14 protein-coding genes are annotated in these 26,977 nt (G+C 36.2%); 5 read left to right on the top strand and 9 right to left on the bottom strand.

Annotation, left to right across the window (positions count from 1 at the left end; translation table 11 throughout):
• Nucleotides 1–82: 82 nt before the first annotated feature.
• Nucleotides 83–1,240, bottom strand: a complete 1,158-nt coding sequence (locus MWU65_RS10340) for a THUMP domain-containing protein (protein ID WP_247077700.1) — start codon at nt 1,238–1,240, stop codon at nt 83–85.
• Nucleotides 1,241–1,326: 86 nt separating this feature from the next.
• Here MWU65_RS10340 and MWU65_RS10345 point away from each other — a divergent pair, with 86 nt between their 5' ends.
• From MWU65_RS10345 to MWU65_RS10355, 3 genes are read left to right on the top strand one after another with little or no spacing between them, the layout of a single operon-like run.
• Nucleotides 1,327–1,998, top strand: coding sequence for a ZIP family metal transporter (locus MWU65_RS10345; RefSeq protein WP_247077702.1), 672 nt, complete (start codon nt 1,327–1,329; stop codon nt 1,996–1,998).
• Between the two features lies 1 nt (nt 1,999).
• Nucleotides 2,000–2,428: a DUF4268 domain-containing protein gene (locus tag MWU65_RS10350; protein ID WP_247077704.1), complete on the top strand. Its 429-nt coding sequence runs from the start codon at nt 2,000–2,002 to the stop codon at nt 2,426–2,428.
• A 12-nt stretch (nt 2,429–2,440) separates the two neighbouring features.
• The gene (locus MWU65_RS10355; RefSeq protein WP_247077706.1) at nt 2,441–4,666 is read left to right on the top strand and encodes an Ig-like domain-containing protein; all 2,226 of its coding nucleotides are present in this window, start codon (nt 2,441–2,443) and stop codon (nt 4,664–4,666) included.
• 53 nt (nt 4,667–4,719) lie between these two features.
• Here the strand turns inward: MWU65_RS10355 and MWU65_RS10360 are convergent, their stop codons facing one another.
• The 6 genes from MWU65_RS10360 to MWU65_RS10385 all read right to left on the bottom strand — a co-directional run bounded on the left by MWU65_RS10360 (nt 4,720) and on the right by MWU65_RS10385 (nt 15,334).
• On the bottom strand, nt 4,720–6,099 hold the full coding sequence (locus tag MWU65_RS10360) for a putative oxidoreductase C-terminal domain-containing protein (protein ID WP_247077709.1): 1,380 nt from the start codon (nt 6,097–6,099) through the stop codon (nt 4,720–4,722).
• Between the two features lie 4 nt (nt 6,100–6,103).
• A complete protein-coding gene (locus MWU65_RS10365; protein ID WP_247077712.1) occupies nt 6,104–7,483 on the bottom strand; it encodes a Gfo/Idh/MocA family oxidoreductase in 1,380 nt (459 codons plus the stop codon).
• A gap of 11 nt (nt 7,484–7,494) precedes the next feature.
• Entirely contained in the window at nt 7,495–8,529 is a 1,035-nt protein-coding gene (locus tag MWU65_RS10370) for a PmoA family protein (RefSeq protein ID WP_247077716.1), read from the bottom strand.
• A 63-nt stretch (nt 8,530–8,592) separates the two neighbouring features.
• Nucleotides 8,593–10,098 carry a sulfatase gene (locus tag MWU65_RS10375; protein WP_247077720.1) on the bottom strand — a complete coding sequence of 502 codons (1,506 nt, stop codon included), beginning with the start codon at nt 10,096–10,098 and terminating at the stop codon, nt 8,593–8,595.
• Nucleotides 10,099–10,392: 294 nt separating this feature from the next.
• Nucleotides 10,393–12,225 carry a RagB/SusD family nutrient uptake outer membrane protein gene (locus MWU65_RS10380; RefSeq protein WP_247077722.1) on the bottom strand — a complete coding sequence of 611 codons (1,833 nt, stop codon included), beginning with the start codon at nt 12,223–12,225 and terminating at the stop codon, nt 10,393–10,395.
• Nucleotides 12,226–12,250: 25 nt separating this feature from the next.
• Nucleotides 12,251–15,334, bottom strand: coding sequence for a TonB-dependent receptor (locus tag MWU65_RS10385; RefSeq protein WP_247077723.1), 3,084 nt, complete (start codon nt 15,332–15,334; stop codon nt 12,251–12,253).
• A gap of 380 nt (nt 15,335–15,714) precedes the next feature.
• Between MWU65_RS10385 and MWU65_RS10390 the strand changes: the two genes are divergently transcribed.
• Entirely contained in the window at nt 15,715–16,731 is a 1,017-nt protein-coding gene (locus MWU65_RS10390; RefSeq protein WP_247077725.1) for a LacI family DNA-binding transcriptional regulator, read from the top strand.
• 9 nt (nt 16,732–16,740) lie between these two features.
• On the top strand, nt 16,741–17,658 hold the full coding sequence (locus MWU65_RS10395; protein ID WP_247077728.1) for a ThuA domain-containing protein: 918 nt from the start codon (nt 16,741–16,743) through the stop codon (nt 17,656–17,658).
• A 10-nt stretch (nt 17,659–17,668) separates the two neighbouring features.
• Here MWU65_RS10395 and MWU65_RS10400 read toward each other — a convergent pair whose 3' ends face one another.
• Nucleotides 17,669–18,277, bottom strand: a complete 609-nt coding sequence (locus tag MWU65_RS10400) for a hemolysin III family protein (RefSeq protein WP_247077731.1) — start codon at nt 18,275–18,277, stop codon at nt 17,669–17,671.
• Nucleotides 18,278–18,401: 124 nt separating this feature from the next.
• Nucleotides 18,402–26,867, bottom strand: coding sequence for a T9SS type B sorting domain-containing protein (locus tag MWU65_RS10405; RefSeq protein WP_247077733.1), 8,466 nt, complete (start codon nt 26,865–26,867; stop codon nt 18,402–18,404).
• Nucleotides 26,868–26,977 lie beyond the last annotated feature (110 nt).

Consider the following 26,977-nt stretch of genomic DNA (forward strand, 5'->3'; position numbering starts at 1 on the left):
ACAAATCAACGAAAAACATATCCACAAAAACATTGCTTGTTGTTCGTTGATTAACTCTTTTTAAATTTGACTTTAGACAAAACTAGTCTTTATTAAACTTTGCCTTTTTACTGCCTTCGTACATTACATATTTAACCAATCGGGATTCTAGGTGACTGTTAAATACTTTTATTTTTCTTGAAGGACGCAAACCAACATATTTTAATGCTTCTAAGTTAGAGGTGATAAACCACGCATCTGTTCCCGGGTAGTTTTTCTTTAGGGTATCCCCTATTTGGGCGTAAAACTCTTCCATTTCAATATTTAAACGCTCTCCATATGGCGGGTTAAAAACCATTTGCAAATGCCCATCTATTTCCTTTTCGGTTTCAAAAAAGTTTTTACGTTCTACCGTAATATACTCTGTTAAATTTGCGTTTTCAACATTGTCAATCGATTTACGAACAGCTGAAGGCGCCTTATCATATCCGGTTATTTTAAAGTTAAACTCCCTAGTTTTACTTAAACTACTATCTACAATTTTTTCAAAAAGATCCTCATCAAAATCCATCCACTTTTCAAAAGCGAATTCTTTACGATTTATATTCGCTGGAATATTACAGGCAATCATGGCGGCTTCTGTTAAAAAAGTTCCACTCCCACACATAGGGTCCATAAAATCACTTTGCCCGTCCCAACCGCTTAGCAACAAGCATCCTGCTGCAAGTACCTCGTTAATAGGGGCAATATTTGTTGCTGTTCTATATCCTCTTTGGTGCAAAGAACGTCCAGAAGTATCTAAAGCTACATTACAGGTCTCGTCATGTATATGGATATTAAATCGAACATCAGGAAATTTTACATCTACATTGGGTCGTTCCCCTTCTGTATCTCTAAATTTATCTACAATGGCATCCTTCACCTTTTGTGACACATAGAGTGAATGCGTAAACATCTCCGATTTTATTGTTGTATCTATAGCAAAGGTTGTTTCTGTTGTTAGGTATTCCCCCCAATCCATTGCATAAATTTTCCGATACAAATCGTTTTCATTATATACTTTAAAAGAATGAATTGGCTTAATTATTTTAATTGCCGTACGCAAACACAAGTTTGCTTTGTACATAAAACCTTTGTCGCCTTCAAAAAAGACACAACGCACACCTTCTGTGACATTTACAGCTCCCAAATTGCGCAATTCCTTTGCCAAAATTTCCTCAAAACCAAATAAGGTTTTGGCTATCATTTTATAATTATTCATAGGTATATTAAAGAATAGGCAAAAATACATTAATTTTATGCCCTTATCGAATTTAGACACCAAAATAGTATAATACCAATAGCTGTATGATTTATATTTTACCCATTCTTGGGGTATTGCTAAGCTTTATTTTTGTTTTAGTTACAAAACCAAAAAACAAGGAAACTTTTAAATTACTACTGGCTTTTAGTGGTGCGTTTTTACTGGCTATTACTGTTTTTGAACTATTCCCTGAAGTTTATGGAGATGGAGACCCTAAAACGGTTGGTGTTTTTATCATGTTAGGAATCTTATTACAGATATTCTTAGAGTTCTTTTCTAAAGGAGCGGAACACGGGCATGTTCATATCAATACTGAAAATTCTAATTTCCCGTGGATGCTTTTTTTAAGTTTATCCATACACTCTTTATTGGAAGGTTTGCCTTTAGAAACGCACCACAATATTGTATATGGAATTCTAATACACAAAATTCCAATTGCCATAATCTTGAGTATATTTCTATTAAACTCCAAGGTAAAACTAGCACAAGCCATTTTTTTTATAGTTCTATTTTCTGCAATGACACCCTTAGGTAGTTTATTGTCGGCCAATATCGCGTTTATACAAACATTTCATGTAGAAATAACAGCCTTGGTAATTGGAGTATTATTACATATTTCTACCATAATTTTATTTGAAAGCTCTGAAGGACATAAGTTTAACCTCAGGAAATTATTGGTAATTATTGTCGGAATTCTTTTAGCCTATTTTATGTAGTATGTTTAGCCAGTCCGAATCTAAAAAATTACGCGAAGAATTCTGGATTTCTTTTGGAAAATCGTTTCCAAGAAAATGGACCTTGTACGATACTAAAATAAAAAACTTGGCTTTTAAGTTTTATTTTGATAAAAAAATAACGCTTGTTGCCTTAGATATAGAGCATACCGATGTAGCGAAGCAATTAGAACTTTGGGAGAAACTAAGCGGTTTGCAATCCATATTAATCACCGATTTTTTACCGGATGCCATTTTTGATGAGTCTTATATTCTAGAGAATCAAAAAGAAATCTCTAGAATATATGTAAAAAAAGAAAATGTAAGTATTCACAATAAAAACACTTGGCAAGAAACCATGGTATTCTTAAACGAAAAAATGATTCAGTTTGAAGAATTTTTTGAAGATTACAAGGATATTATTTTAACTTAGTTCAAAAAAAATATGCTTCAAATTTCCCGATTTCTAACCATTACCTTTGTTTTTGTTTTTTTATCCTGTACTTCTGACGACAAAGAAACGCCTGATGTTATTGCTCCTGTTTTAGAATTTAATATTTCTGGAGCAGCGAATACCACTACAAACACACCAATGCTTGTAAGCAACCTAATTGAAGTTACTATAAATGCCAATGATGCTGGTGGTATTCGTAAGATAGAAGCTTTTATTAACGATGATAAAGTTGGAGAAGACTCAACCGCCCCTTATAATATTTCAATAGATATCTCTACCTATGCCTCAAAAAAAGGAACGTCTAATAAATATAAAGATTATACGTTAAAAATAGTTGCAACCGATTTATCTGGTAATTCTACCACAAAGCAAATACCCATAAATATAGACAATGAAAAACCTTCTATTACTGAGGTTTCTTTAGTTGAAAATACAATTAACAATGGTGATGAAAACATTGTTACTTTCAATGTAAGTGACAATCAAGAATTAAATTCAGTTATTGTTTATATAAACGATGAAGTACTTTCTACTATTGAAAACGAAAACTACGAAGTAAACATTGAAACCTCTAACCTTGATGATGGTGAAAATTCATTAAAAATTGAAGCACTAGACAATGCAGAAAATCTAACGATCTATACGGTTAAATTTATTGTTGACAATAGTGGTCCTATCATAACCCTTACTGAATTAGTTGAAAATCAAATTATAGATTATCCAACCAGTTTTACTCCAGAAATTAATGACACCTATTCGGAAATTGATTCCGTGAAAATCTACTATAATGATGTACTTGTACAATCATTTGAAAACCAAACTCAATATGAATTTGATTTTAATTCTAACAATTACAATACAGCCGATGGAATCCTAAAAATAAGTGCGAAAGATAATTTAGGCAATGCATCACTTTTTGAAATACCCATACAAATATACCGAAGGCTCTTAAAAATCACTATCCCGAGTAATTTTAAGAATCCACAATCTGCCAGGTTTTATGTTTTTGCATCAGGTTTAGATGGGACACTACTAGACACGAAGCAAGTGTATAACGAATCTAATGAAATTATTCTAAATACAGCTGTAGACATTGATGTAGACACTGCGTTTATGATTACATTTTCAGAATATATTTCTGGTCAATATGGTAACAGCAGTGCATTTACATCAATTTTAAATTTAAAACGTGGTGGTTTAGAAAGTATCAATCTTAAAACTCCTAATCGATTTGACAGTGAAGTATCAAATAGTTATTCCGTAACCGGAATTAATCCCGATGATATCCTTTCAATGCCTATTGAAGGCTTTGGATATAGTGGCGATTATTCGAAAGAAAATAGTGAAATTTCGATACGCACACAAAATAACATCACGAATAACATTGACTCAGAATACATATATCTACCGGTGCGGAACTTAACAAATTACGACGATAGCTATATTCTATTAGAAAAAAATGAAATCACAAGCGACTTTGTTTTAAATCCATCACTTTTAACAAATCAAGGTATCGAAACTAGATTTTACAGTGGAGAATTTTCAAATAATTCTGATGATAAACTATCTGTGTTAAAATTATGGGGCTACGCCAATGAACAAGAATACAATGATCGTGTTAGTCATAGGCTTTATGCGGGTGGTTCTACAATTACTCAGGAGTTTAATCCTGAAAATGGCCTTTCATACCCATTTAATTCTACTTTTTACAACTATAGACATCAAGTTCAAATTGAAGATTACTATACAGATAGAATAGGCGAACCTTTGGATTTTTACCAAGTACCGGGCTGGACAATTGACCAAACCTTATCTAACAAAACAATAAATATTGTCAAAAGTGGAACGGGTCATAAAGTTGGAAGAATACGACTAGATAACAGTACGTCCGTAGCAGTCATAAATGGTCTAAATGTTACGTATCAATGGAATTTAATATTTGACAGTGAAAACACAACTACAATTACCTTACCTGAGTTACCAGAAGACATTCAGACTTGGGGCTTCAATCAATTATACGAAGCTAATGCTTTAAATGTGAGTCAAATTGAAATTATGAGTTTTGAAGGAATACCCAGTTATGATACCTATTTGAATGAAACAGTTAAGGAAGGTAGAAAATTTATTAATGTATCTAATACAATGGACACAAAATTTAAAAACTACAACTCTACTTATTATTCAGAGTTTCCCGATTTATTTTTTTATTACTACTAAATTTTGATTTCTATAATGGAAATTAAAAGATGGAATAATAATAGATACTATTATTATTCCATCGCTTTTTTAAGAGCCGTTGTGGTTGTATAATATTTAGCAATCATATTGGGTACTTCCCATTCTGGCAACACACCTGCTTTATAATATTTTAGAAAGTTTTTGGTTACCTGAGAAAAATGAGCCTCATGACCGATCTTATACTTTTCAGGAATATTAATTTTCCAAACGCCTTTTGCTACTTGCGCTACGGTAACTCCTTGATAGGTAGCTTCAATAGAATTCGTTATTCCTTTTTTTATCTCTGCCAATAAATCTACACCATCTATGGATTCTATATATAAAGTTGGTTTATAGCCTTCGGCTTCACCTTGCTTTATAACTAGATTAGCTTTAGTTCCTCTCATTATACTATAATGTGTATCTCCAGTACCTTCTGGAGCTTTATAATTCCATATAACAGAAACCTTGGCCAATTTACCATTAATCCTATAGATGATTTCTCCGTTGCAATAAACGTGCAATTTATCGTCTATAACATCCTTGCGTAAATAGTCAGGAAATTCAGTTTGTTGGGTTGCGTTAGCAAACTCTTCTAAGGTTAAGATCGTAGGCCAACGTTTGGCTTCAACAATTTCTATGGCTGCTGTATCTATAACCTGATTAGGAAAAAGCTCCCATTGTACTAAATCTACCAAATGTGTTGTCACATCTACAATACCTTCGCCTTCTTCATTGACGTCAAAAAACCAACTAGGACGTACCAAGGGCTTCCCGGATACATTTTTATAAAAATGATGCACACTTTCTTTTACAACTGATGGTTCTGCGATAGTGCCATCTACTACGTCTCCAAATACCGACGGAATGCCTGAAAACATTTTTTGCATTATGGTTGTACTCTCAAAACGTTCTGTCATAATATCGTAAATGAGGACATTGTTCTCCTTAGCAATTTTAAAGGCTTCTTTTAACTTTATAAAACCTTCTGGATTAATTGCCATAGGCTTATCTGCATAAACATTGATCCCTGCTTTTACTGCGGCCAAAATATAATCTATCTTTTCAGAATTTTTACCTGCGACAACCATAACGTTTCCTGCTTTTTCACCAACCATCTGGTTTAAAAAATTATCCGTTTTGTGGATTTTCAAATTCCATTGGGTCGGGTCTGCCTCACGGCTATTATAGCCTTCAATTTTACTTAAAAAATCGTCAACTTCTAGTCCTTTGGGGGCATAAATATGAATTGTTGAATCTATTTCCGGATACATTGTTTTATGTACCAGTGCCGCATGAAAATGTCCTGGATTCAAGGTCATTAATCGCACTTTTGCTGGCAAGGATTCCTTACCAGCAATAGCTTCCTTCTTGTCTTCTCCACATGCAAGGCATAGTAGTGTTAAAAGCAATAAAATACTTCTTTTTAGCATAGAATTAAACTTTAACATAATCTGTTCCATAAGGCTTACGCTGATCTCTGTGCAATAGCGCATTTGCCTCACGATCATTAATAAACACTTCTTTTTCATTGTCCCATTCCAATTTTCTATCAAACTGCATGGCAATATCACTAATTAAACAAATTGTACACGCTTTATGCCCTTTTTCAATAGGTGAAATAGGTGCTTTTCTAGTTTTAATACACTCCAACCAATTTCCGTGTTGGTTATCTATTTTATACAAATGCGTTTCATTTTCTCCAATTACCGAATTTAAAATATCTGGATTAGATGCATTTAATGCCTTGGAGCTTTTTTCTTGTGCAACTGGGTCTGATGAAGAGGCCGTATAGGCACCACGAGAAACAAAAATCCAACCATCTTCACCAATGTATTTTATACCGTTGTCGTAACCACCACTTGTATAAACTGTAATCCCCTCTTTGTCATACTCATGCTTTACAAAAAAGTCACCATGAACATTCCATAAGCCCGATTTTGGAAATTCTGCCAATGCTTCAACTGATGAAGGCCCAGATAATTCTGTATTCATCCCCCAAGCGGCTGAATCGTAATGGTGTTGTCCCCAACCCGTAATCATCCCTGCTCCATATTTTCGCTGTCTAAGCCACCCTGGACGCGAATATCCTTGTTGCGGATGTACTCCTATTTCTGTATATGGCACTTCTGGTGTAGAACCCAACCACATGTCATAATTTAAATTACTAGGCACTGGCATGGCCGGTGCATCTGGTCCTGCAGGATCTCCTGGCAATCCTATTTTTACGGTATGTATTTTTCCAATACGACCATTACGTACCAACTCTGCCGCCACTCTAAATTGTGGCATTTCACGCTGTTGTGTACCTACCTGTAAGATGGCTCCTGTTTTTTGAACAACAGCTCGTAATTGTTGCCCTTCCCGAACAGTTAATGATGTTGGTTTTTGCACATAAATATCCTTACCTGCCAATGCGGCTTCCATAGCTGGCTGCGAATGCCAATGATCTGGCGTAGAAATAACCACCGCATCAATATCCTTGTTTAACAACATTTCTCTGTAATCATCATACATCTTAGCTGCGACATATTTTTCATTTCCTGTTTGCTTTTTGTAGAAATCATTTACGCGAATCCGGGCATCGTTCATACGATTAGAGTCCAAATCACTTACTGCAATCAATCGAGCTGAATTGAACCGCATTATTTCTGGCATATCATGATCTTTTGCAATTCTTCCGCAACCAATCTGACCGATGTTTATTTTATTACTCGGTGCATCTTTCCCCAATACACTCGCTGGTACAATAGTTGGAAAACCTACCATTGCAGCAGTTCCTAAAGCTGTATTCCCTATAAATTTTCTTCTTTTCATATTTTATGATTTTATTTTGATTTACTAAATTTTATCCAATACTCTTCTGCTTCTTCCTTGGTAAGTTCCCCTTGAAAAACCACCATTCTATATTGTAATTGATATTCTTTATTTGATTCTATCACCCAATCTTTATCTCTAATGGGGCTAAACTCAAAAAACATATCTCCACGATTTCCATTGGCATCTATAGGCCATACGCGCATAGGCTCAGGGTGTTCCCTATTTTCTGGGTGACTTAAAAACAAAATACCACTTTTAGATTTTTCAGCGCTTTCAACACTTACAATACACCAGCGTGCATTAGTCCCATCAGCCGTGAGTCGGTCTTTACCTTCAGAGGTGAGCACCGTACTATTTTTATTAGTCCAACTTTCAGCTGCCCTAAACCCAATTCCTCCACCATATCTGTAGGCTTCAAACAACAAACCATTTTTTAGTGGCGAACTAAACTTACTATTATAATCGATCATATACCGGGCGTCATTCTCCAAATCCCACACTTTAAGTTGTAGGTCTTCAATGATAGCTACTCGGTTTTCTGGTGTAGCGCCAAAATCTAAATGCTCCTGCCGGGCTACAAACGATAAAGAATTCGGGTTAGATTCTATATTTTTCAATTCTTTAAACTGAACCGTTCCTTGCCCTTCTCCTAAATTCCAAAAATCGACACTTCTGCCCTCAATCTTGGTCTTGGTCCAAGGACCCCATACACCATAATGGTGAATGTGATCCGGTGGTTGTACCCTACTTAACGTATCGCCATTAGGGGACCAAAGTGGATGTATAAATCCTGAACGCCTAAACAAACTATCCTTTCCTTTAGGGGCCTCCATAAAACCAAACCTATAGTTTAAAACAGGTTTGTTGTTTAATGTAACCAGTAGGTTACCATCCTTTTTGATGTACTCCAAATTACTTTTTTTGTCCACCTCTTTTTGAACATCTGCTAGTTGCCCCTCTTTTTTTAGAAAATCACAGGCATTTAATCCTAGTATAACGCCTAGTGCCAAAATAATTTTAAACGGCTTTCCCATGCTCTTCATATTTAATTTCATTTTGGTGTATTCTTTTTTAATCCTTAATTTTTATCTTACTCTTAACACGTACTATTTACTTCCATAAAGTCCCGTATTTCCCTTTTCTAAAAGAGGCATCAGTACATTTACAACGGTTGTATCTAGTATGGCTCTATTTTTTGTTTCATAGGGGTCTACCTCATGGTCATACAACTCAATAGTAGGCTTTGCATCCCTAAAATATTTGGTAAGTCGATAGCGACTGGTTCGCATGGAAATCCCATTTTTATAATAACTATAGGCTACATCCTCCTTTTTTAATGTAGGATTACGCATTGAAGCCACTAGACTTTCGCCATCAATATCGGCAGCTGATGCTACATTACATAATTCTAATATGGTAGGGTAAATGTCTACCGTTTCTGTTATGGTTTCTATTTTTGCATTTTTTGAAGCCGTACCAGGAACCTTAATAATTAAGGGACTATTTAAAGACCGCTCAAATAAGGTATGTTTTCCCCATACCAAATGATCTCCTAAATTCCAACCATGATCTCCCCAAACCACAACAATTGTATTTTCTTCTAGCTCCAAGGCCTTTATTTCATCAAGTACTTTTCCAATTTGAGCATCAACATAACTAATAGATGCATAGTATGCGTGCACCAATTTTCGGGAATAATCATCCGATAATTTTGATTTCAACCCTGCTTTTTCATCCGTTAATTGGTAGCCATTAAATTCACCACTACTCTGCAGGCTGGCCTGGTTAACACCTTCCCCAATAAATGGGTTTGGTGATAGTGGCAAAGTTTCTCTGTTGTACAGGTCCCAATATTTTTTAGGAGCATTAAACGGTAAATGGGGTTTAAAAAAACCTACTCCAAGAAAAAAGGATTGCTTTTTGTTTTTTAATTCCGCTAGTTTTTTTACGGCTAATTCCGCTGTTAAACCATCAGGGTACCCTTTATCATCAACTGCACCCATTTCGTAGGGTTTCACTTGTCTTTTTAAACTTTGACGATTTTCACCATCGGCATAGCCAAAAAAAGCATTCCATCCTGTCCCCCATTTGCCACTATTAAAATGAAATTCATCCCAACTATGCGGCATTTCTTTCTTGGTGGATGGTTCTTCCTCATAGCCATACACCAAACCGTCAACGGAGTGACTTATTTTACCAATACCAACCGTATAATATCCATTTCTTCGCAATTGATGTACAAAGGACTCAGGAGCGGTTTTTTCAGGTTGATTTGCAACTTCCTGAGCAAATATATTATTGCCAAGCTGACTTTTTTTACGTGGTCTTAAACCCGTTATTAAACTATATCTTGAAGCGCCACAGGTTGGCACTTGCACATAATGATTTGTAAAAAATACACCTTGTTGCGCCAATTTATCCATATTTGGAGTTTGCACAAATTCATTACCATACACACCTAAGTCTGGTCGTAAGTCATCTACGGCAATAAAAACAACATTGGGTTTGCTTTTTGTTTCTCCTTTCGTATTGTTTGGCTTACAGCTCACTATAGTTACAAGCAATACTGCCGTAAAATAATAGATACGCACTAGTTTAACATTTTTAATCATAATTCAAATTATGGTATCGGTTCCAATACTGGTTTCGCAACTAAATTTACTAAAATTAAAACGAATTGACACCTACACTTTCCTTTGCAACTTTTTTTAAATAAATAGTTATTTTTATACTAATAAGCATCTATTTTTTGCCTTTGTCATCTTCTTGCTACTACAGAGAGAATAACAAAACTTTCTTAAGGAATTCAGGGTGCTCCTAAAAAATTAAAAACGTTTATATTCCGACTAAAAAAAATTTAAAACAACAGGCCCCTTAACAAGTTAAGAAGCCCATTGTATTTATTTTTATTCATTAACCGGAATTTCCGTTAAAGGTGGCTTGTTGTTTTCAACCCCTGGATATCCTTCATTTTGATTAATAACACCTCCCGAATTTGAATCAATTGCATCTTGAGGAATTGGCCAAAGCACATGATATGGACTCATTGTATATTCATCTCCATGTCTCGTAAACACATTTTTATTATAAAAATCTGTTGTCTCCATAATTCTGTCATAGCAAAAATTCACTTGGCTAAAGTTGTTCATAGAATATACTTTACCATTGTATGCCGTTTTACCCGTTTTTGCAAAAAGGTATGAGATACGGTTTAATTCGGCTTTTCGGGGCTCTTCATAATAAAGTTCTCTTGCTCTTTCGTCTAAAATAGTAGCAATAGTCACCTCAGTTACATCAGCAGCTCCTGCTCTATTTCTAACAGCATTAATATCTGCTGCAGCCAAGGCTGTATTACCTTTCCAGAAATAAGCTTCTGCGCGTAGCAAATAGGTTTCTGCTATACGGTATACATACCAATCTGAATGCCCACCTTGTGGCTTTAAACGTTCAGGATCATCAATAGCAAATTTATACTGAGGCCATCCATAAAAATTTCTTATGGTATCATTACACAAAATATTTAACCCATCATCTGTATATAATTGCAAGTTTTTCCCATAGTACGAATCTCCTTGACCTACTAATGAAGGGTTATTGTAAACAATATCTTCCATATTCACCCAGTTTCCTGGCGCATGTCTTAAATCGTTTTCATCTTTCCAAATATGTTTGGTACTATAAGAAGTACCTCTACACCTGCCAATACCTCTGCCGTATTTCTGGATCAACTCAAACTGGTCTGCCGGGTCATCAAAAGTACCTCTATTTCCTTCAGGTGTATTAAAACCACTCCACCATAAGGGAACCGCATTTCTTTGTATTTGAGTACCACCACTGAGGTCACCTTCAACATCTAATCTATCTATAACCAACATAAGAGCCTCTGTATTTGCAGGTAAACTTTTATTTTCTGCTTGGTGTAAATCCCAAACAACATTTTTTGTAGGATCGCTGGCATCAACACCAAAACGTGCCGTCATTAATGCATGTACACCTCCATTAATAACTGCATTGGCGGAATCAATAGCATCATCAAACTCCCCCAAGGCTAAATTCACCTTGGTAAGCAAATGGTTTACTGCGGCATTGTTTACCTCACCTTTATCCATTACTGCGGGCACCCATTGTGCCGCAAACTCCAAGTTCTTTTTTAGTTCTATTAAGATACTTTCTCGCGTATTAGAAAAGAAATCGAGCTTTGGCCCTTGTGCCTCACCAGGAATAAATGGTACATCTCCAAAACACTGGGTTAAGTTATAATAGCGATATGCTCGGTGAAAATAAGCCGTACCTAAAATTTCATTTCGAACAGCTTCCGTTGGATAGGTAGCGTTATCGATCCGTGTAATCACTGTATTGGCATACTTAATTCCTTTAAACCCCTCATACCAATACCATCCAATTCTATTTGTATTGGTGCTATTTAAATTTTTGTCGGGGAGAATCAATAGATTTAAATCTTGAGCAGGGCCAGATTTATCGGTCGTACCTTCTATCGCAACTTCCGAAAATATATGTTGGGTAATTATTGGCGCTGCATCTCCATACCATTCATACCTCATATTTCTTAGGTTGGTAATATTTGCAGCTCTCATCCCATCCTCATCTATAAAGGTATTCTCTGGCGCATAGAAAGAAAGTGGTTTTGGTTCTAAAAAATCGACTGAACAACTTGTAATGCCAAGCATAACCGTAATTGCAGCAATAATATACTTGTTCTTAGTATTATATTTTTTCATAATTATGTTTTTATTTATTAAAAATTTAAAACGAAACGTCTATTCCCACTGTAACAGTTCTTGGTGTGGCTCCGCTATTCTCAGGATCCCAAAAATCCCATTCTTTAGTCCAAACCGCTACATTTTTAATATTTCCTGATAATCTTAAAGAAGAAATTTTAAATTTTTCTGTTAGTTTTTTAGGTAGTGTATACCCTAACGATATGTTTTGTAACCTCACAAAGGATTTATCAACATAAACACTATAGCTGGCAGAACCATTGCTTGAAAACAACCTGGCTGCATTGTTAATTTGGTTCTCTTCTGTCCAATAAGGTAATACATACGAACTTGTTCTATCCCCAAAACCTTGATTTTTTGCTTGGTTATAGCTTCCTTCATGCCCCCAATAAGAGTACATCATAAATGAAAAGTTCCAATTCTTATAAATTTCAAATTGATTCCTCATTGTCCATCTAAATCTAGGGGTTGAATATCCTAAAAACTGCCTATCCGCATTGGTATACAAACCGTCATCATTAACATCAACAACTTTAAAGTCACCAGGTTTAACCCCATAACGGTCAGCTTCTGCTATTTCATCCGTAGTATAAACACCATTCGTTTTTAATCCATAATACCTATCGGTAGCTTCACCTATAAACCAACCGTTACTAATATCATCAGCTTCTCTTTGCCCTATTACATTTCCATCTTTATCTAAAACGTCTTGTAAATCGCCATAAAGGTGTACAATTTTGTTTCTATTCATTGAATAATTAATAGAGGTATTCCATTTTAAGTTTTCAGTATCAATATTCCTAGTACTTAAAGAAAACTCAATCCCCTTGTTCTCAACTTCACCTAAATTATCTAAAATACTATTAAAACCAATAATATTTGGAAGAGACCTACTTACCAATAAATCTTTGGTAACAGCTTTATACAATTCGATAGATCCAGAAATTCTATTATTTACAAAACCAAAATCGACTCCAACATTATTAGCTACTGTACGTTCCCATCTAAGATTAGGATTCGCCAAGGTGTTTACATATAACTGAGATACAATATACACATTGTTGCTATTATCTACCAGCTGATATTTACCTGTATTTAAATCTGAAAGTGCAGCATACCTACCGATATCTCTATTTCCATTTTCACCCCAAGAATATCTTAGTTTTAAAAAGTTTATCCAACTGTTGTTTTTTAACATATTCTCTTCGGATAACACCCAAGCGGTAGCAAAAGAAGGGAAGACTGCTCGTGGGTTATTCACTCCAAATGCAGAATACCCGTCTCTACGAACAGATGATGTTATAAAATACTTATCTCTATGAGAGTAATTAAACCTACCCATTAAAGCGTCTCCTGTACTATATTGATCATTACTCGAAATTTCAGGTAAAATACCTGCTCCCATATTATGATACCCAAGATTATCATTAGGATCAAAACCTTTATTAGACATCGTATTGTCCCAAGATTGGTACTTCTCCGCATTAATCAGAAATGTAAAATCTAATTTATTTACATCGTTAATGGTTGTATTGTATTTAAAGATATTATCCAATTGCCATTCATAGGATTTGGCATTTCTCCTACTTGCATCTCCGCCAAAAGATTGCCACTCTGGGTGCTTGCTAGATCTATGGTTAAAGGCATCTAAAAAAGTATATCTATTGGTATAGTTTACTTGATAGGTGATTCCGAAAGGCAATTTAACTTTTGCAAATAAATTGGCATTCAAGGTGTTGTATTTTGTCACTCTATCTGTAAATTCCATGGGTAGATACGGATTACGAGCTCCAGCGCCAGTGTCATCCTGCGGACTAAGCCTTAACGTTGTTCCATCATCCTCATAAAAAGACCCCCAAGGTGAATTTTGTGTAATTCTATTTTCAACAGCTACCGATCCTTCATCCCTTTCAGCAAATTGTGTATTTAAACCAACGGTAATAAAATCATTAACCTCCGCTTCTAGATTTAACCTACTTCTTATGGTGGTAAATTTGTCACCAATAGTAACCCCTTCATTTACCGTTGAACCAACAGACCAGTAGTATTTAACAATTTCTGAACTACCAGAAAGACTTAAGTTGTAATCTTGCCTAACACCCGTTTGGAAGGTTAAATCATACCAATCTATACTTTTCCCTGCTAAATAATTTTCAATTTCTACAGGCTGTAAATTTAATCTACGCAGCCACACTTCAACAGGATCCCCTGTTGAGCCATCATATGCTAACCAATCAGTAACGGAAACTCCGCTTAAATTTCTTGGATCCGAAAATTGCTCTGGTGCAGCACTTACATTTGTACTTCTCATCACATCTTTCCGCCAGTTTACATAGCCATCAGGACCATAAACTGGTTGATCATCACTTAAGGATGTAAACCCAATGTTAGAGCTAAAGCTTATGGATGGTTTTCCTCCACTTCCTTTTTTTGTTGTTATGGTGATTACGCCATTTGCAGCTCTAGCTCCAAAAACGGCGGCTGAACTAGCATCCTTTAAAACACTAACAGACTCAATATCTACCGGGTTTATATCAGAAATATCCCCATTATATATAGTACCATCCAAAACAATTAACGGACTCCCACCTGCAGTTAAGGTGGTATTTCCTCTCACTTGAAATCCACTTGTGCCCTTTGCAGAAGTGCTAAAACCTACGGATAGTCCTGCAATATTACCACGCAACATATCTGATACGTCATTGGGTTTTTCAATTTCTAAATCTTTAGAAGAAATTTGGCCAACAGCGCCAGTTAAGTCGGATTTTTTCACTGTTCCATATCCTACTACAACTACCTCATCTAGGGCTGATGCATCTTCCTCCAAGCTAACATTTACTTGAGATTTACCAGATACTTGTACTTCGGTAGTTTTCATACCAACATAAGTGAACACGAGAGTTGCATTGGCGTCTTTTACTTTTATTTCATAGTTGCCATCAAAATCTGTAGTAACACCATTTGATGTATTTTTCTCCATAATGTTAACTCCAAGAATAGGAACATTAGAAGCGTCTGTAACCTTCCCGGTTACCGTTGTAGATTGTGACCATACACATGCAATAGTCGTTAACCACATACTAATAAATAATACGAATGTTTTTTTCATAAAGTTTTCGTTTAATTGTTTGCAATAGGATTAAGCATTTACCAGCAGTTTTTGTTAAACAAATGTTAACCCAAAACAAATATGTAAAAAAAATAAACATAAAACAACCGATTGCGCAAATAATTATAATTTAGCAAGCAAACACCATCCATTTTTAAGGATTTAATTAAACTTATAACAGCAAAACCCTAATTAACTGCTATTTATAACATCAGTTTTATACATAGCCCACGAATTTTACGCAATTTTGTTGCGTTAAAATCCATTTAATTGTGTATTTTAGCGCCGAAATTAATCGTTCAATTAAAAATAATTATCCTGATCAAAAAGAGGTATACACGTTTATTTAATTAAATTTATGAGCGTTCACTAAACAAAAAATGAGTCAAAAAGTCACCATATATGATCTTGCAAAACAGTTAAAGGTTTCGCCAGGAACTGTTAGCAGGAGTTTAAACGATCATGCTTCTATCAGCAAAAAAACCAAGGATAAGGTATTAGCGTTGGCTAATGAGATGGGCTATAGAACCAATAAATTTGCAGCCAATCTTCGAAATCAAAAATCGAACACCTTAGGTGTAATCGTTCCAAAATTAAATTCCTACTTTATGTCTACCGTTTTAGCAGGGATTGAAAGTGCGGCTAGTAGTGAAGGGTACAATTTAATTATAAGTCAATCTTTAGAATCAGAAGCAAAAGAAATATCAAACACAAAAGCATTATTGGATAGTGGTGTAGATGCCCTATTGGTTTCTTTAGCCTACGAAACAACCAATTATGACCACTTTAATATGTTCACGAACAGAAAAATTCCTTTGTTATTTTTTGATCGTGTCCTAGACTTAAATAATTGCACTACAATTTTAATTAACAATGAAGCTGCTGGTTTTGATGCCACCGAACATTTAATTAAACAAGACTGTAAAAACATTCTGCATATTAGTGGTAGCTTTACGAGAACCGTATATAGAGATCGTTATTTGGGTTTTAAAAAAGCCTTAGAGAAATACAACTTGCCCTTCTCTCAGGAACAACTTTTAGAAACAGATTTGGACCCAACTAAAATTGAAGACGTTATTCAGCATATCCTAAAATCACCAAATAAGATTGATGGTATATTTGTTGCTAATGATACTATGGCGGTAAAGTGCGTTAAAGAATTACAAAAATTGAATTATAAAATACCGGAAGACATTAAAGTTATTGGTTTTAATAATAATCCAATCTCAGAAATAATAAATCCAAGCTTATCTACTATTAACTACCCTGGTTATGAAATGGGTATCTTGGCGGGACAGAGCATTATTAATCATTTAAATGGCAACATAAATTTACAATCTGCCAATTCAATTATATTAAAACACAAATTAATCATTAGAGAATCTACTCTTAAATAAAAACACATTATGAAAACAACATGGATCACCTTTCTTTTATCTTTAATTTATGTCACTGTATCTGCACAAAGCCTGAAACCTTTTGAAGCCACTGAAGACTGGATTTCAAAAATTGAAGAAATTGCCCCTGCTAAAATGGACTTCAATGGAAAAAAACAGAAAAATATATTAATTTTTTCCTTGCACACAGGTTTTAATCACTGGGTAATACCACATACCGAGGCTGTAATTAAGGTCATTGCTGAAAAATCTGGAGCCTATACAGTTACCACATCCAAGGACATCGCAATTTTCAATAAAAAGAATTTAAAAAAATATGATGCCATTGTCTTAAATAACAATTGCTCTATAGGCGACCATCGCAATTTATTTTTAGACAAACTAAAAGAAGACAAAAGTCTCAGTGAAGCTGAAGTTAAATTAAAGGCGGAAGAACTGGAAGAAAATTTGTTACAATACGTGGCTCAAGGTGGCGGATTAATGCTTATGCACGGCGCCATTGTGATGCAAAACAAATCTGCTGAATTTAGTAAAATGGTAGGTGGTAGTTTTGATTACCACCCGAAGCAACAAGAAATAAATGTGAAATTGGTCGATGCCAATCATCCTATGGTTAAGGGCTTTAAGGGCCAAGGATTTTCTCATATAGATGAGCCTTATTTTTTTAATAACGCCTATTTTGACTACAACTTTAAACCCCTGCTTTATATCGATACTACGGAGTTAGAGGGGTTAAAGAAGGAAGTAAAAGATACCATTAAATATATTTCTTGGATAAAAACATATGGTAAGGGAAGAGTTTTTTATTCTTCACCATCACATAATGCACAAAGCTTTGAGAACCCTGAGTTACTGACTTATTTTTTAAATGGAATTCATTATACCACTGGCAATTTAAATTGTGATGACAGCCCAATGAACCACTAAAAATCATCTTTTAAATTAAGCTTAAAACAAAAAAGAAGTGGGCTAAACTGCCTCCCAAAACAAAAAGATGCCATATAAAATGATTGTATGGTATTTTTTTTATGGCGTAAAACAAAATTCCAACAGTATAAAGTAAACCTCCTAACAATACCAACAGCAAACCTGTTTCACTTACATTAAGTATCAAATTCTGATAATCGAATACAATAAGCCAACCCATTGCCAAATACAGTAGTAATGAAAGTGTTTCAAATTTGCCTGTAAAAAATAATTTTAAAACAACACCCACAAGTGCAATGCCCCAGACCACCCAAAAAATAAACCATCCATTCCCATTTTCTAATGTAATTAAGGCAACTGGGGTATAGGTACCCGCAATTAAAACATAGATACTACTGTGATCTAAAATTCTATATTTCTCTTTTAACCTTAGGTTAATTGTTGCGTGATAGAGGGTAGATGCGGTATATAACAAAATAATTGAACCGCCATAAACCACTAAACTAAACACGGAAAATGGCGTTTTATACGTATTAAACACCAAGAGAACAATTAGCCCTATTATTCCTAAAATCACTCCAAACCCATGAGAAATGGTGTTTAATTTTTCTTCATTCATATGCACAAAATAGGTTAAATATTTTTTGCTAAATTAAACCATTCATTCCAAATGATCCTTGATCCTATGCACTAAAAATGACGCTACAAGAGCGCCATTTTTAGTGTGTATATATTATTAAATATTACCTATACAGCGTAAAATGGCCTACATAGCGTTGTTTCTCTTTATCATTGGTATTTACCACATACCAGTAATCTCCTGTTGGCACTTCTTTCCCTTCATAAGTTCCATCCCAGGCAGACACCTGATCTAATCGTGCAACAACTCTACCATACCTATCATAAATGATGACCTCAATATTTGGAAAGTATTTACTATTTTCCGGTGCCCATTTATCATGTAAATTATCTCCATTTGGGGTAAAATAATTAGGTATAAATGGCTTTTCAGTAAAGTTAAATTCTAGTACAACCTCTGCCACGCAACCCCTTTGATCTTGCACTCGAATAACTAATGATTTGTCTTCGTTTAAGGTATATACATTAGTACTACCTGTTGAAATTTCTTGAAAGAAAAATTCATAATCTCCAAATCCGCCTTCTGCAGTGGCAGTAACTTCATCAGGGCCTGTCTTTATCGCGGTAAGTGACAAGGGCGTATAGGCATCAATAGAAAAATCTACGGATGTTGAACAACCATTGCTATGGTAAATATATACCGTATGCTGCGTATCTGGCTCTAAATCTCCAAATACATTTTGCGTATTAGCCAAACTCATATCATCTACATCTAATGAAAACATTAAATCCGAGATCACACTGTTATCCGTCATATCTATAGTTACCGTACTGTATGGAAAAATACCGGTACAACCGTATTCAATGATTGGAGTAGAGGATAAATCTACCCCGTAGTCTATGTTTATAATTACATTAGTTTCACACAAATTGGCATCCCTAATAAAAACAACATAAGTTCCGCCACCAGCTAAATTATCGAAGAACAAGGCGTCATTTCTAATAAAATCTGCTGGATCTGATGAATTTAAACTCGTTTCATAATAGGTGTCACCTGTAATGCCATCTATAAAGGGCGTTCCTCCCTGAATGGTCAATGTTGCTGTTCCGTCGGAAGCATTTATACACAATTCTGGGGTTGTATCAACATTAGAGACCACTATTTGTTCAGGTTCCTCTACAACAACTTCTCTTAGGATACTACAACCTACCTCATCTTGCACAATGATTTCATAAGTTCCGGGAGGTAAATCTGAAAAGGTAATAGCATTTGGATTCGCTGCATCGCCAACAAAAAACTCGCTTAAAGTTTCGGAAATAGAAAACTTAATCTGACCTGTTCCGCCTCGAGCCTCTATAAATATTTCTCCATCGTAATCTCCCACACAACTCACAGGATTCACCTCTAAATTCACTAATTCTAGTGGATCTTTTGGCACAATATTGATGATATCTGAAATTGCAGTACAACCACCACTTTGGGCATAGATGTAATAAGTGCCTGGACCTAGGTCTCTAAAAATCCCCGATGCTTGTGAACCGCTAACAATATCACTGGCAATTGGCGCTCTAGGCACACCTGCGTTTATACTACTATCTAGATCATTATTTACCAAGGTATAGGTATAATTACCAATACCGCCATAGGCTTCAGACCTAATAATACCTGTTTGCTCGCCTTCACACTTTATATTGGCATCTACCAAATCTAAGCCAATCACAAGCGGCAAAGCTTTATCCAATCCTATTTCATTGGACTTTTGTTCTGGACATCCATTTCCGTTTTGAACATCATATTGAAACGGTCCTGGATCTAAATCGATATTTGGAATAGTAATAACAACCGATATTACATCTGTTCCTCCAAAACTTACAAATGCGTCTGTTGTACCCGATCTTCTATAGAAATACTCCATTCCAGCAATGGGGTTAGACACACTTAATTCCATAGCTCCCATTTCTCCACAACCAGGAGGCGTAAGCTCTACCAATTCTGGCTCTACAGGTGCAGGGTCTACTAAATATATCTGTGTTGTAGTAAAGCTACAGCTCCACCCGTCAAACACCGTAATTGTGTAATATCCTGAACGTAAGTTGGGAAACACAGGTGATTCTTGCAACCCACTTGTATTGGTTACAGCTCCTGAACTATCCAATCTATTTAATTGAAATAAGTACTCTTCCCCATCACCATCTAAATCTTCTCCCCCAAGGATATTAAAAGCTTCTATAACGCCATCGTTAGCACCTGGACAAAGTAAGGGTTGCACAATTTGTATCTCAGAAGCAATAGCATCTGGCAGACTTAATTGCAAGGTTTCCGAAACAATACAACCACCGGCATCTCGAATACTAAGCCTATAATTACCATGTGACAAATCACTAAACACATTAGCAGCTGAATAAGACGTTACTATTGTAAAGGTACCAACCGTAGCCGTTTCTTGTTCTAATTGATATTCGTAGGTACCCCAACCACCGTCGCCAGTACCCGTAATTTCACCCAATCCTGGAACAGCACATGTAACATAAGCTGTTTGTTCTGGAACCAAAGTCAGTGCCCTATCTGGAGATCTCACTGGAGCTATATTACTCGCAGTATCACAAAATGGTGTACTTAATGCTTCTACCCTTACCATTAAGTTTCCTGCGGGCAAACCAACAATTACCTCTGGTGTACTTAATGGATTTGTCGTATCAAAAGAACCAGTTACTCCTGTTGAAATTTCGGTTCCTGTATTATCAATCAAATAAACTTCATAATTATAGAGCCCTGTATAATTTGTAACTTCAAGGCTTATTTCACCGTCATTCGTATTAAAACAAGAAACTGGCTTCACTTCATTGATAACCGCTTCTATTGTATTATACTCAGGTACAGTATACACAGGTGTTACAAACAAACAGCCTCCGTTATCGATATCTCTCACAGCAAATATATAGTCACCAGGCACTGTAATATCCCAAACAACACGGTCACTTCCATTGGTTAATTTCTCGGGTTGAGAACCTAGCGGTAAAACCTCAACTCCATAATTACCTGGACCTTGATTGATTATTATTTCTAACTGTCCTGCTGCTGCTCCACCTCCGGAAGAATCACAGCTAATTGGAGCCAGTAAATTATACGCAAAGGTTAAATCAGTCGATGTTAGTATGGTAATCGTTTCCGTAACTTCGCATCCTTTATCATCTCTAACAATGACAGCTATGGTTTGATCGGTTCCGTTGTCTATAATTTCAAAAGTATTGGCCGATTGAAAGCTAGTTCCATCATAAAATGGGGTACCATCATTTAAACTATAACTATAGGAACCGTTAGCTGTTGCTGTTCCTGTTCCATCTCCATTATCATCTGTATATACTGTAATGGTTGTGGTACTGAAAGAATTTGCTGATGGATTACACGAAAATGCTGGAGCTATTGGGGTGACCTGAAGCACCGTAGGCTCCTCTACTAGAATATCTGCCGATCTCACCGAACAACCTCTATTAGAGACAACTTCTACCTGATACGTTCCTGGAACCAAATTTTGGAAGGTTGCATCTTCAATGGATTGTATTTGTGTATTTGAAGCATCGTATATATTATAAGTAAATGGCGCATCTGTTGCTGATGCTGGGACTAACTCTACCGTAATACTACCATCTGCCGCTCCGTTACAAGATATATCAGCTACAATTGTATTGTCTATAATTGGCGTAGAAACCGTTATGATTTCTACAGTGGTCACATCTGAACACAATGTAGGAGTATTTGAATCTAAATCTGTTACGGTAATCGTATAATTTCCTGGCGCCATTCCCGTAAAAATATGAGGATCGGTATCACTGCTGTTTTGAGTAGTTGTGGTTGATCCGTCATCTAAAACATATTCAAAATTACCACTACCACCTGTGGTAGCTACGGTAATTACACCGTCTGCGTTATTACAAGATGGCTCTGAAGAAGCACTTGCACTTATAGAAAAGAAATCGAACACTTCCACATCTAACGTACTGGTACACCCATTACCATTACGTACGGTAATAGTATACGTTCCGGGATTAGCTACTGTAAAAATTGGATTGTCTTGAAAACCATTTCCGATATCATACTGAAAGGTAGTTTCAGGGCCACTAGAAGGAACTGTTAGTGGATCTGTTACCTCAATCGTATAATTAGCAACCGCAAAACATTGATTGGTAACATCTACAGTTGGAGCCGACATCACCGGATCAACATCAATGGTTATATCTTCCAAAATAGAAGTACAACCGTTGCTATCCTCTACATAAATATCATAAGTGCCAGGAGCCAGATCATATACATTGGCAGCTGTTAGCGTACTAGGTACAGGATCGTTTGCAGGAACTACGGCAAATGTATAGGATGGTGTTCCACCTTGCCCTCGCAACACCAATTGACCGGTTGGAATATTACAATTTGCATTGGTATTACTATCTATCGCAATAGATGGTAAATTTTGAGAAATAGAAACCAAGGCACTAGCGTTACACACATTGGTAACCGGACTTGTATCTTCTTGCACAATAATTTGATAATTACCAATTGGTAAGCTACCAAAAGAACCAGTGTATGGAAAATTAACAGCATTTAAGGTCGTGGGACCAGCAATAATTAGTCCGCTGTCTGTATCCATTAACTGAACAATAACATCTGTACCATCTGGCAAGCCATCCAATTCATAGGTGATTCCAGCATTATCTGGCACCGCACATGAGGCGGCAGTAGCAGATGCTGTAACTGTTAAAGAAGTAGGGCTCAAAATAGGAGCTATTTCTTCTACATAGGTACACCCTAATGCGTCTATTACCTGAACATAATAGGTAACTCCGTATTCAACCACCCCAATAAAATTATGAGTATCGGCATCTACGTTTGGATCATTTGCCGGACTTGTCAGCGTTTCTCCCACCAAACCAATAAGGTACGGAGGAGTTCCCCCTACAATATCTACTATATAGGCAAAATCTGTTGTACAGTCGGGCACCCCTGTTGGTATCGGAACTAAATCCAAACTGTTTTGTCGTAAGTTAATTACATCTCTATCTTCACATCCTGCGGCATCATTGGTAACTACAATATAATCTCCTTCAGCAAGTCCTAGAAAATCATAGGTAGTACTTGCTGTTGATCCCGATGTCGTTATTAAATTTCCTGCAGTATCTAAAAGTGTATAAGTAAATGGTGCAATTCCGTCTGTAATCCCAGTAATATTTATCGCTCCATTAGCAGGTAAAATACCACACACAGGTGGTGTAAAACCTACCGCTGCATCTACACCAGGAGCTGCTGCACCAATTGTAAAATTAACAGGAACATGACATCCCCTGCTATCCCTTACATAATAAGTATAATTCCCTGTTGCCAAGTTTACAAAAACCGATTGATCACCATAGGAACCAATACTATTATCTACACTATATTGATAGGGAGGTATACCCACTGAGGTATCTGGCACTAACTGTACCATACCTGTATTGGCATCCCCACATCTAGGATCTGTAACCGTGGCTGAGGCCACTATTACCTCTGTTGGCAGAATCGTTACCACATTGGTTAGCACAGGGCAATTTTCATTATCTATGATTCTAAATTGATACGTACCATCTAATAAAGTCGTATACACAAAGGAATTACCTCCAAACGCTACTGTTGGCTCATATGCACCGCTATTATAACTTACTTCATAGGTTTGGTACGGTGTGTTCCCATTTGATAAATTGACCCTAATTTCCGCAGCCCCATCTACAGGGTTTAAACTACATGTCAATTCTTTTTGAATAGTTACTGTTGAAGTTGTCTGAGGTTGAATATTTCTACTTACTGTATCTATACACCCATTTCCATCTCTTACTTGAATGATATAACTGCCTGGTACTAAACCTGAGAATAATTCCGTTGCACCACCAGCTACCCAAGCCCCGCTATTTATCCGATACTCATAATTACTATCTCCGCCAGAAGCAGTTACACTTATTGAAGCAGCATCCATATTGTCAAAACAATAATCGGAAGCACTATCATCAATGACCAATGAAGGTGAACTTGTGGGCGACAAGGTAAAACTATAGGTTTCTGTACAACCCTCTCCATCTTCAACCGTTAACACATAATTACCGGGATAATTTAATCCAGTAAAATTAGGGTTGCTTCTTGGACCTAAATCAGATAATGTACCTGGTCTTTCTAAGGTATAGGTGTAACTACCCCAACCTCCAGTAGCGTTTGCCCTAATAGAACCTCTGTTGTTATTATTACAACCCATTGGTGTAAGTGTAGGCGTCATAGCTAGTGCAGCACCAGGCTCATTAATAGTCAGTGTAGCCACTTCAGAACAACTGGTAACCTCATCCGTAACAGAGATGGAATACGTACCCGCAGCCAAGCCTGTTAAATTAATTATATTATCCGTATGGCCGGTAACTACCGGATTGGCATCAATTTGATAACTATAACTAGAGGCAAAGCCATCTACTACAAACCTTCCACGCCCATCAATACCACCAAAACAAGTAGTATTTGCTTGTAACTGAGCTGTTGCTTTTATAGAACTAATATCATTTATTGCAAAACTTTCTGTATAAGAACAACCACCATCATCTGTTACCCGAAACGTATAACTACCCAGTCCTAGACCCGTAAATACGTTAGAAGTTCCATTACTAACAACACTGGGCGCAATAATATCATAGTCGGTTATTGAACCACCCCCCGTTACCGCAAGGGTCACGGAAGCTGTCCCCGTTACACAATCAATACTAGAAACTGTAAAGGCAATATCCGTTGGTTTATTTAGCGGATTAAAAACGATATCTACCAAGGTCTCCACACAACCATTGGCATCCCTAATTTGAGGGGTATAGGTACTACCCTGTGATAATCCTGAAAAAACAGTTTGTCCTAATACAAAACCAGAACCTACACTATATTCATAAGGACCTGTACCTCCTGCTGCTGCTGTAAATGTTATCTCTCCTCCATTTTCATTGGTGCAATTAGGGTATTGAGTAGCGGTTGCTGAAGAAGTAATTGTTGAAGGTGTTCCTACAGTTTCCGTTACAGGTGAAGTGTTACACACAAAAGTATCTTGACTATATTGAACAACTACATCATAGGAGCCAGGAGCCATACTAGAGAATACATTACTGTTTTGAAAAGTGGCACCATTATTAGCACTATACTTTAGGGAATAACCATTACTATTGGTTACGTTTACGGTTAGTCTTCCATTATTCGCTCCCCCACAATTGGCATCTTCCGATGTAACATTAAAAACAGGAGGGGGAATATTCTGTACTTCAACAGCTGCATTCTTAGTACAACCATTAACATCTTCTACGATAATATTATAGGTCCCAGCGGAATTCACTGCAAAAACTACAGAGCTTGCAAAAGTTGCACTAAATGTAGTACCCCCATCTATACTGTAACTATAAGGTGACGTGCCTCCAGATACATCTAGGGTAATATCAACACTTGTTGCACCACAACCAAAGCTATCCGTGGCAAAGGCTGTTGCCTCTATTGGAGCTAAGCCATTACCAATGGTAATTGGGCTACCTGCAATAGTAGCTACTGTAATACTGCAATCGTTTGTTTGTACTTGTACGCTATATGTTCCTGGTCCTAAATTATTAAAGGTATAATTTGTATTTGCGCTAGGCCCAAAAGTATCTATAGTAACTCCTCCTTTTAGTAGTCGATAACTGTAAAAGCCCGAAGCATTAGACACAGCGACAGATACATTTCCTTTTTCACCACTACAAATAATATCTGTCTTTGCAACATCGACAATCATAGACTCTTCTGAAATTGTTACAATTTCCGATGGAAAAACACAAGAAGACACTGGTGCATTTTTTAATTGTGCATAAACTTGATAATCACCGGCTGCCGTAATTGTAAAAACTGGACTATCTTGAAAAGGTCCAGTAGATGAATTTAAACTGTATTCATATCCCGCAGGTACATTGGTAACTTCTATATTCCCTGGATTTCCACAAATAATATTTTTATAGGTAAGTTGCGGATTTAAGGGGTTAGATGTGACTCTAAAATGATAGTAAACACCAGAATCTACTCGTACTCTATATTCAGCTGCCACATTAGGGTCACTAGCATCCAAGAAAAATGTGGATGTATTTTCAACTGTAACCCAATCGCTATTACAAGCATTATTGTAGGTAGGACATTCATCTGATCCTACAAAAGCACAACCAGAACCTAATTTCTGCCATGTATAGTTATTCCCAGAAGCACTTAATGCTATAGTTCTATCATCTCCGGTACCACATAGGAAAAATTTGGCTAATGTGCTTCCATCATCAGGACAGGTTACCTCTTCATTGGCCCCAGTAACAATTGTTGCAAATATAGCTGCAGGGGTTATTGTGGTTTTTTTTGATGTACCTTCTTTTGGAGTTTCAGAAACTGCGAACCTTGGTTCTGTAGGTGATTTTTCTATTTCAGCTATTGCTAATTCTCTAAACTTTTTATTTTCAAGAGTAACAACATCGGTAATAAAACCATAAATCTTAGGATTGGTTACTGCGTAGGTATAGACAATTGATCCTAAAATCAAGAGTGTAGCATATAACGCAAGTCTTTTTTTACTTGGTTGCATAGGTTAAGTATAATTTTGTGAGAATACAGTAGATTTGGGATCAACAATATTCTTAATGTATTTTTATATATATTTACTCTTCTTAAATTCTATTCATTAAATAATATTAA

Origin of the sequence: Cellulophaga sp. F20128, assembly GCF_023015805.1 — a bacterium.
Taxonomy (GTDB): Bacteria; Bacteroidota; Bacteroidia; order Flavobacteriales; family Flavobacteriaceae; genus Cellulophaga.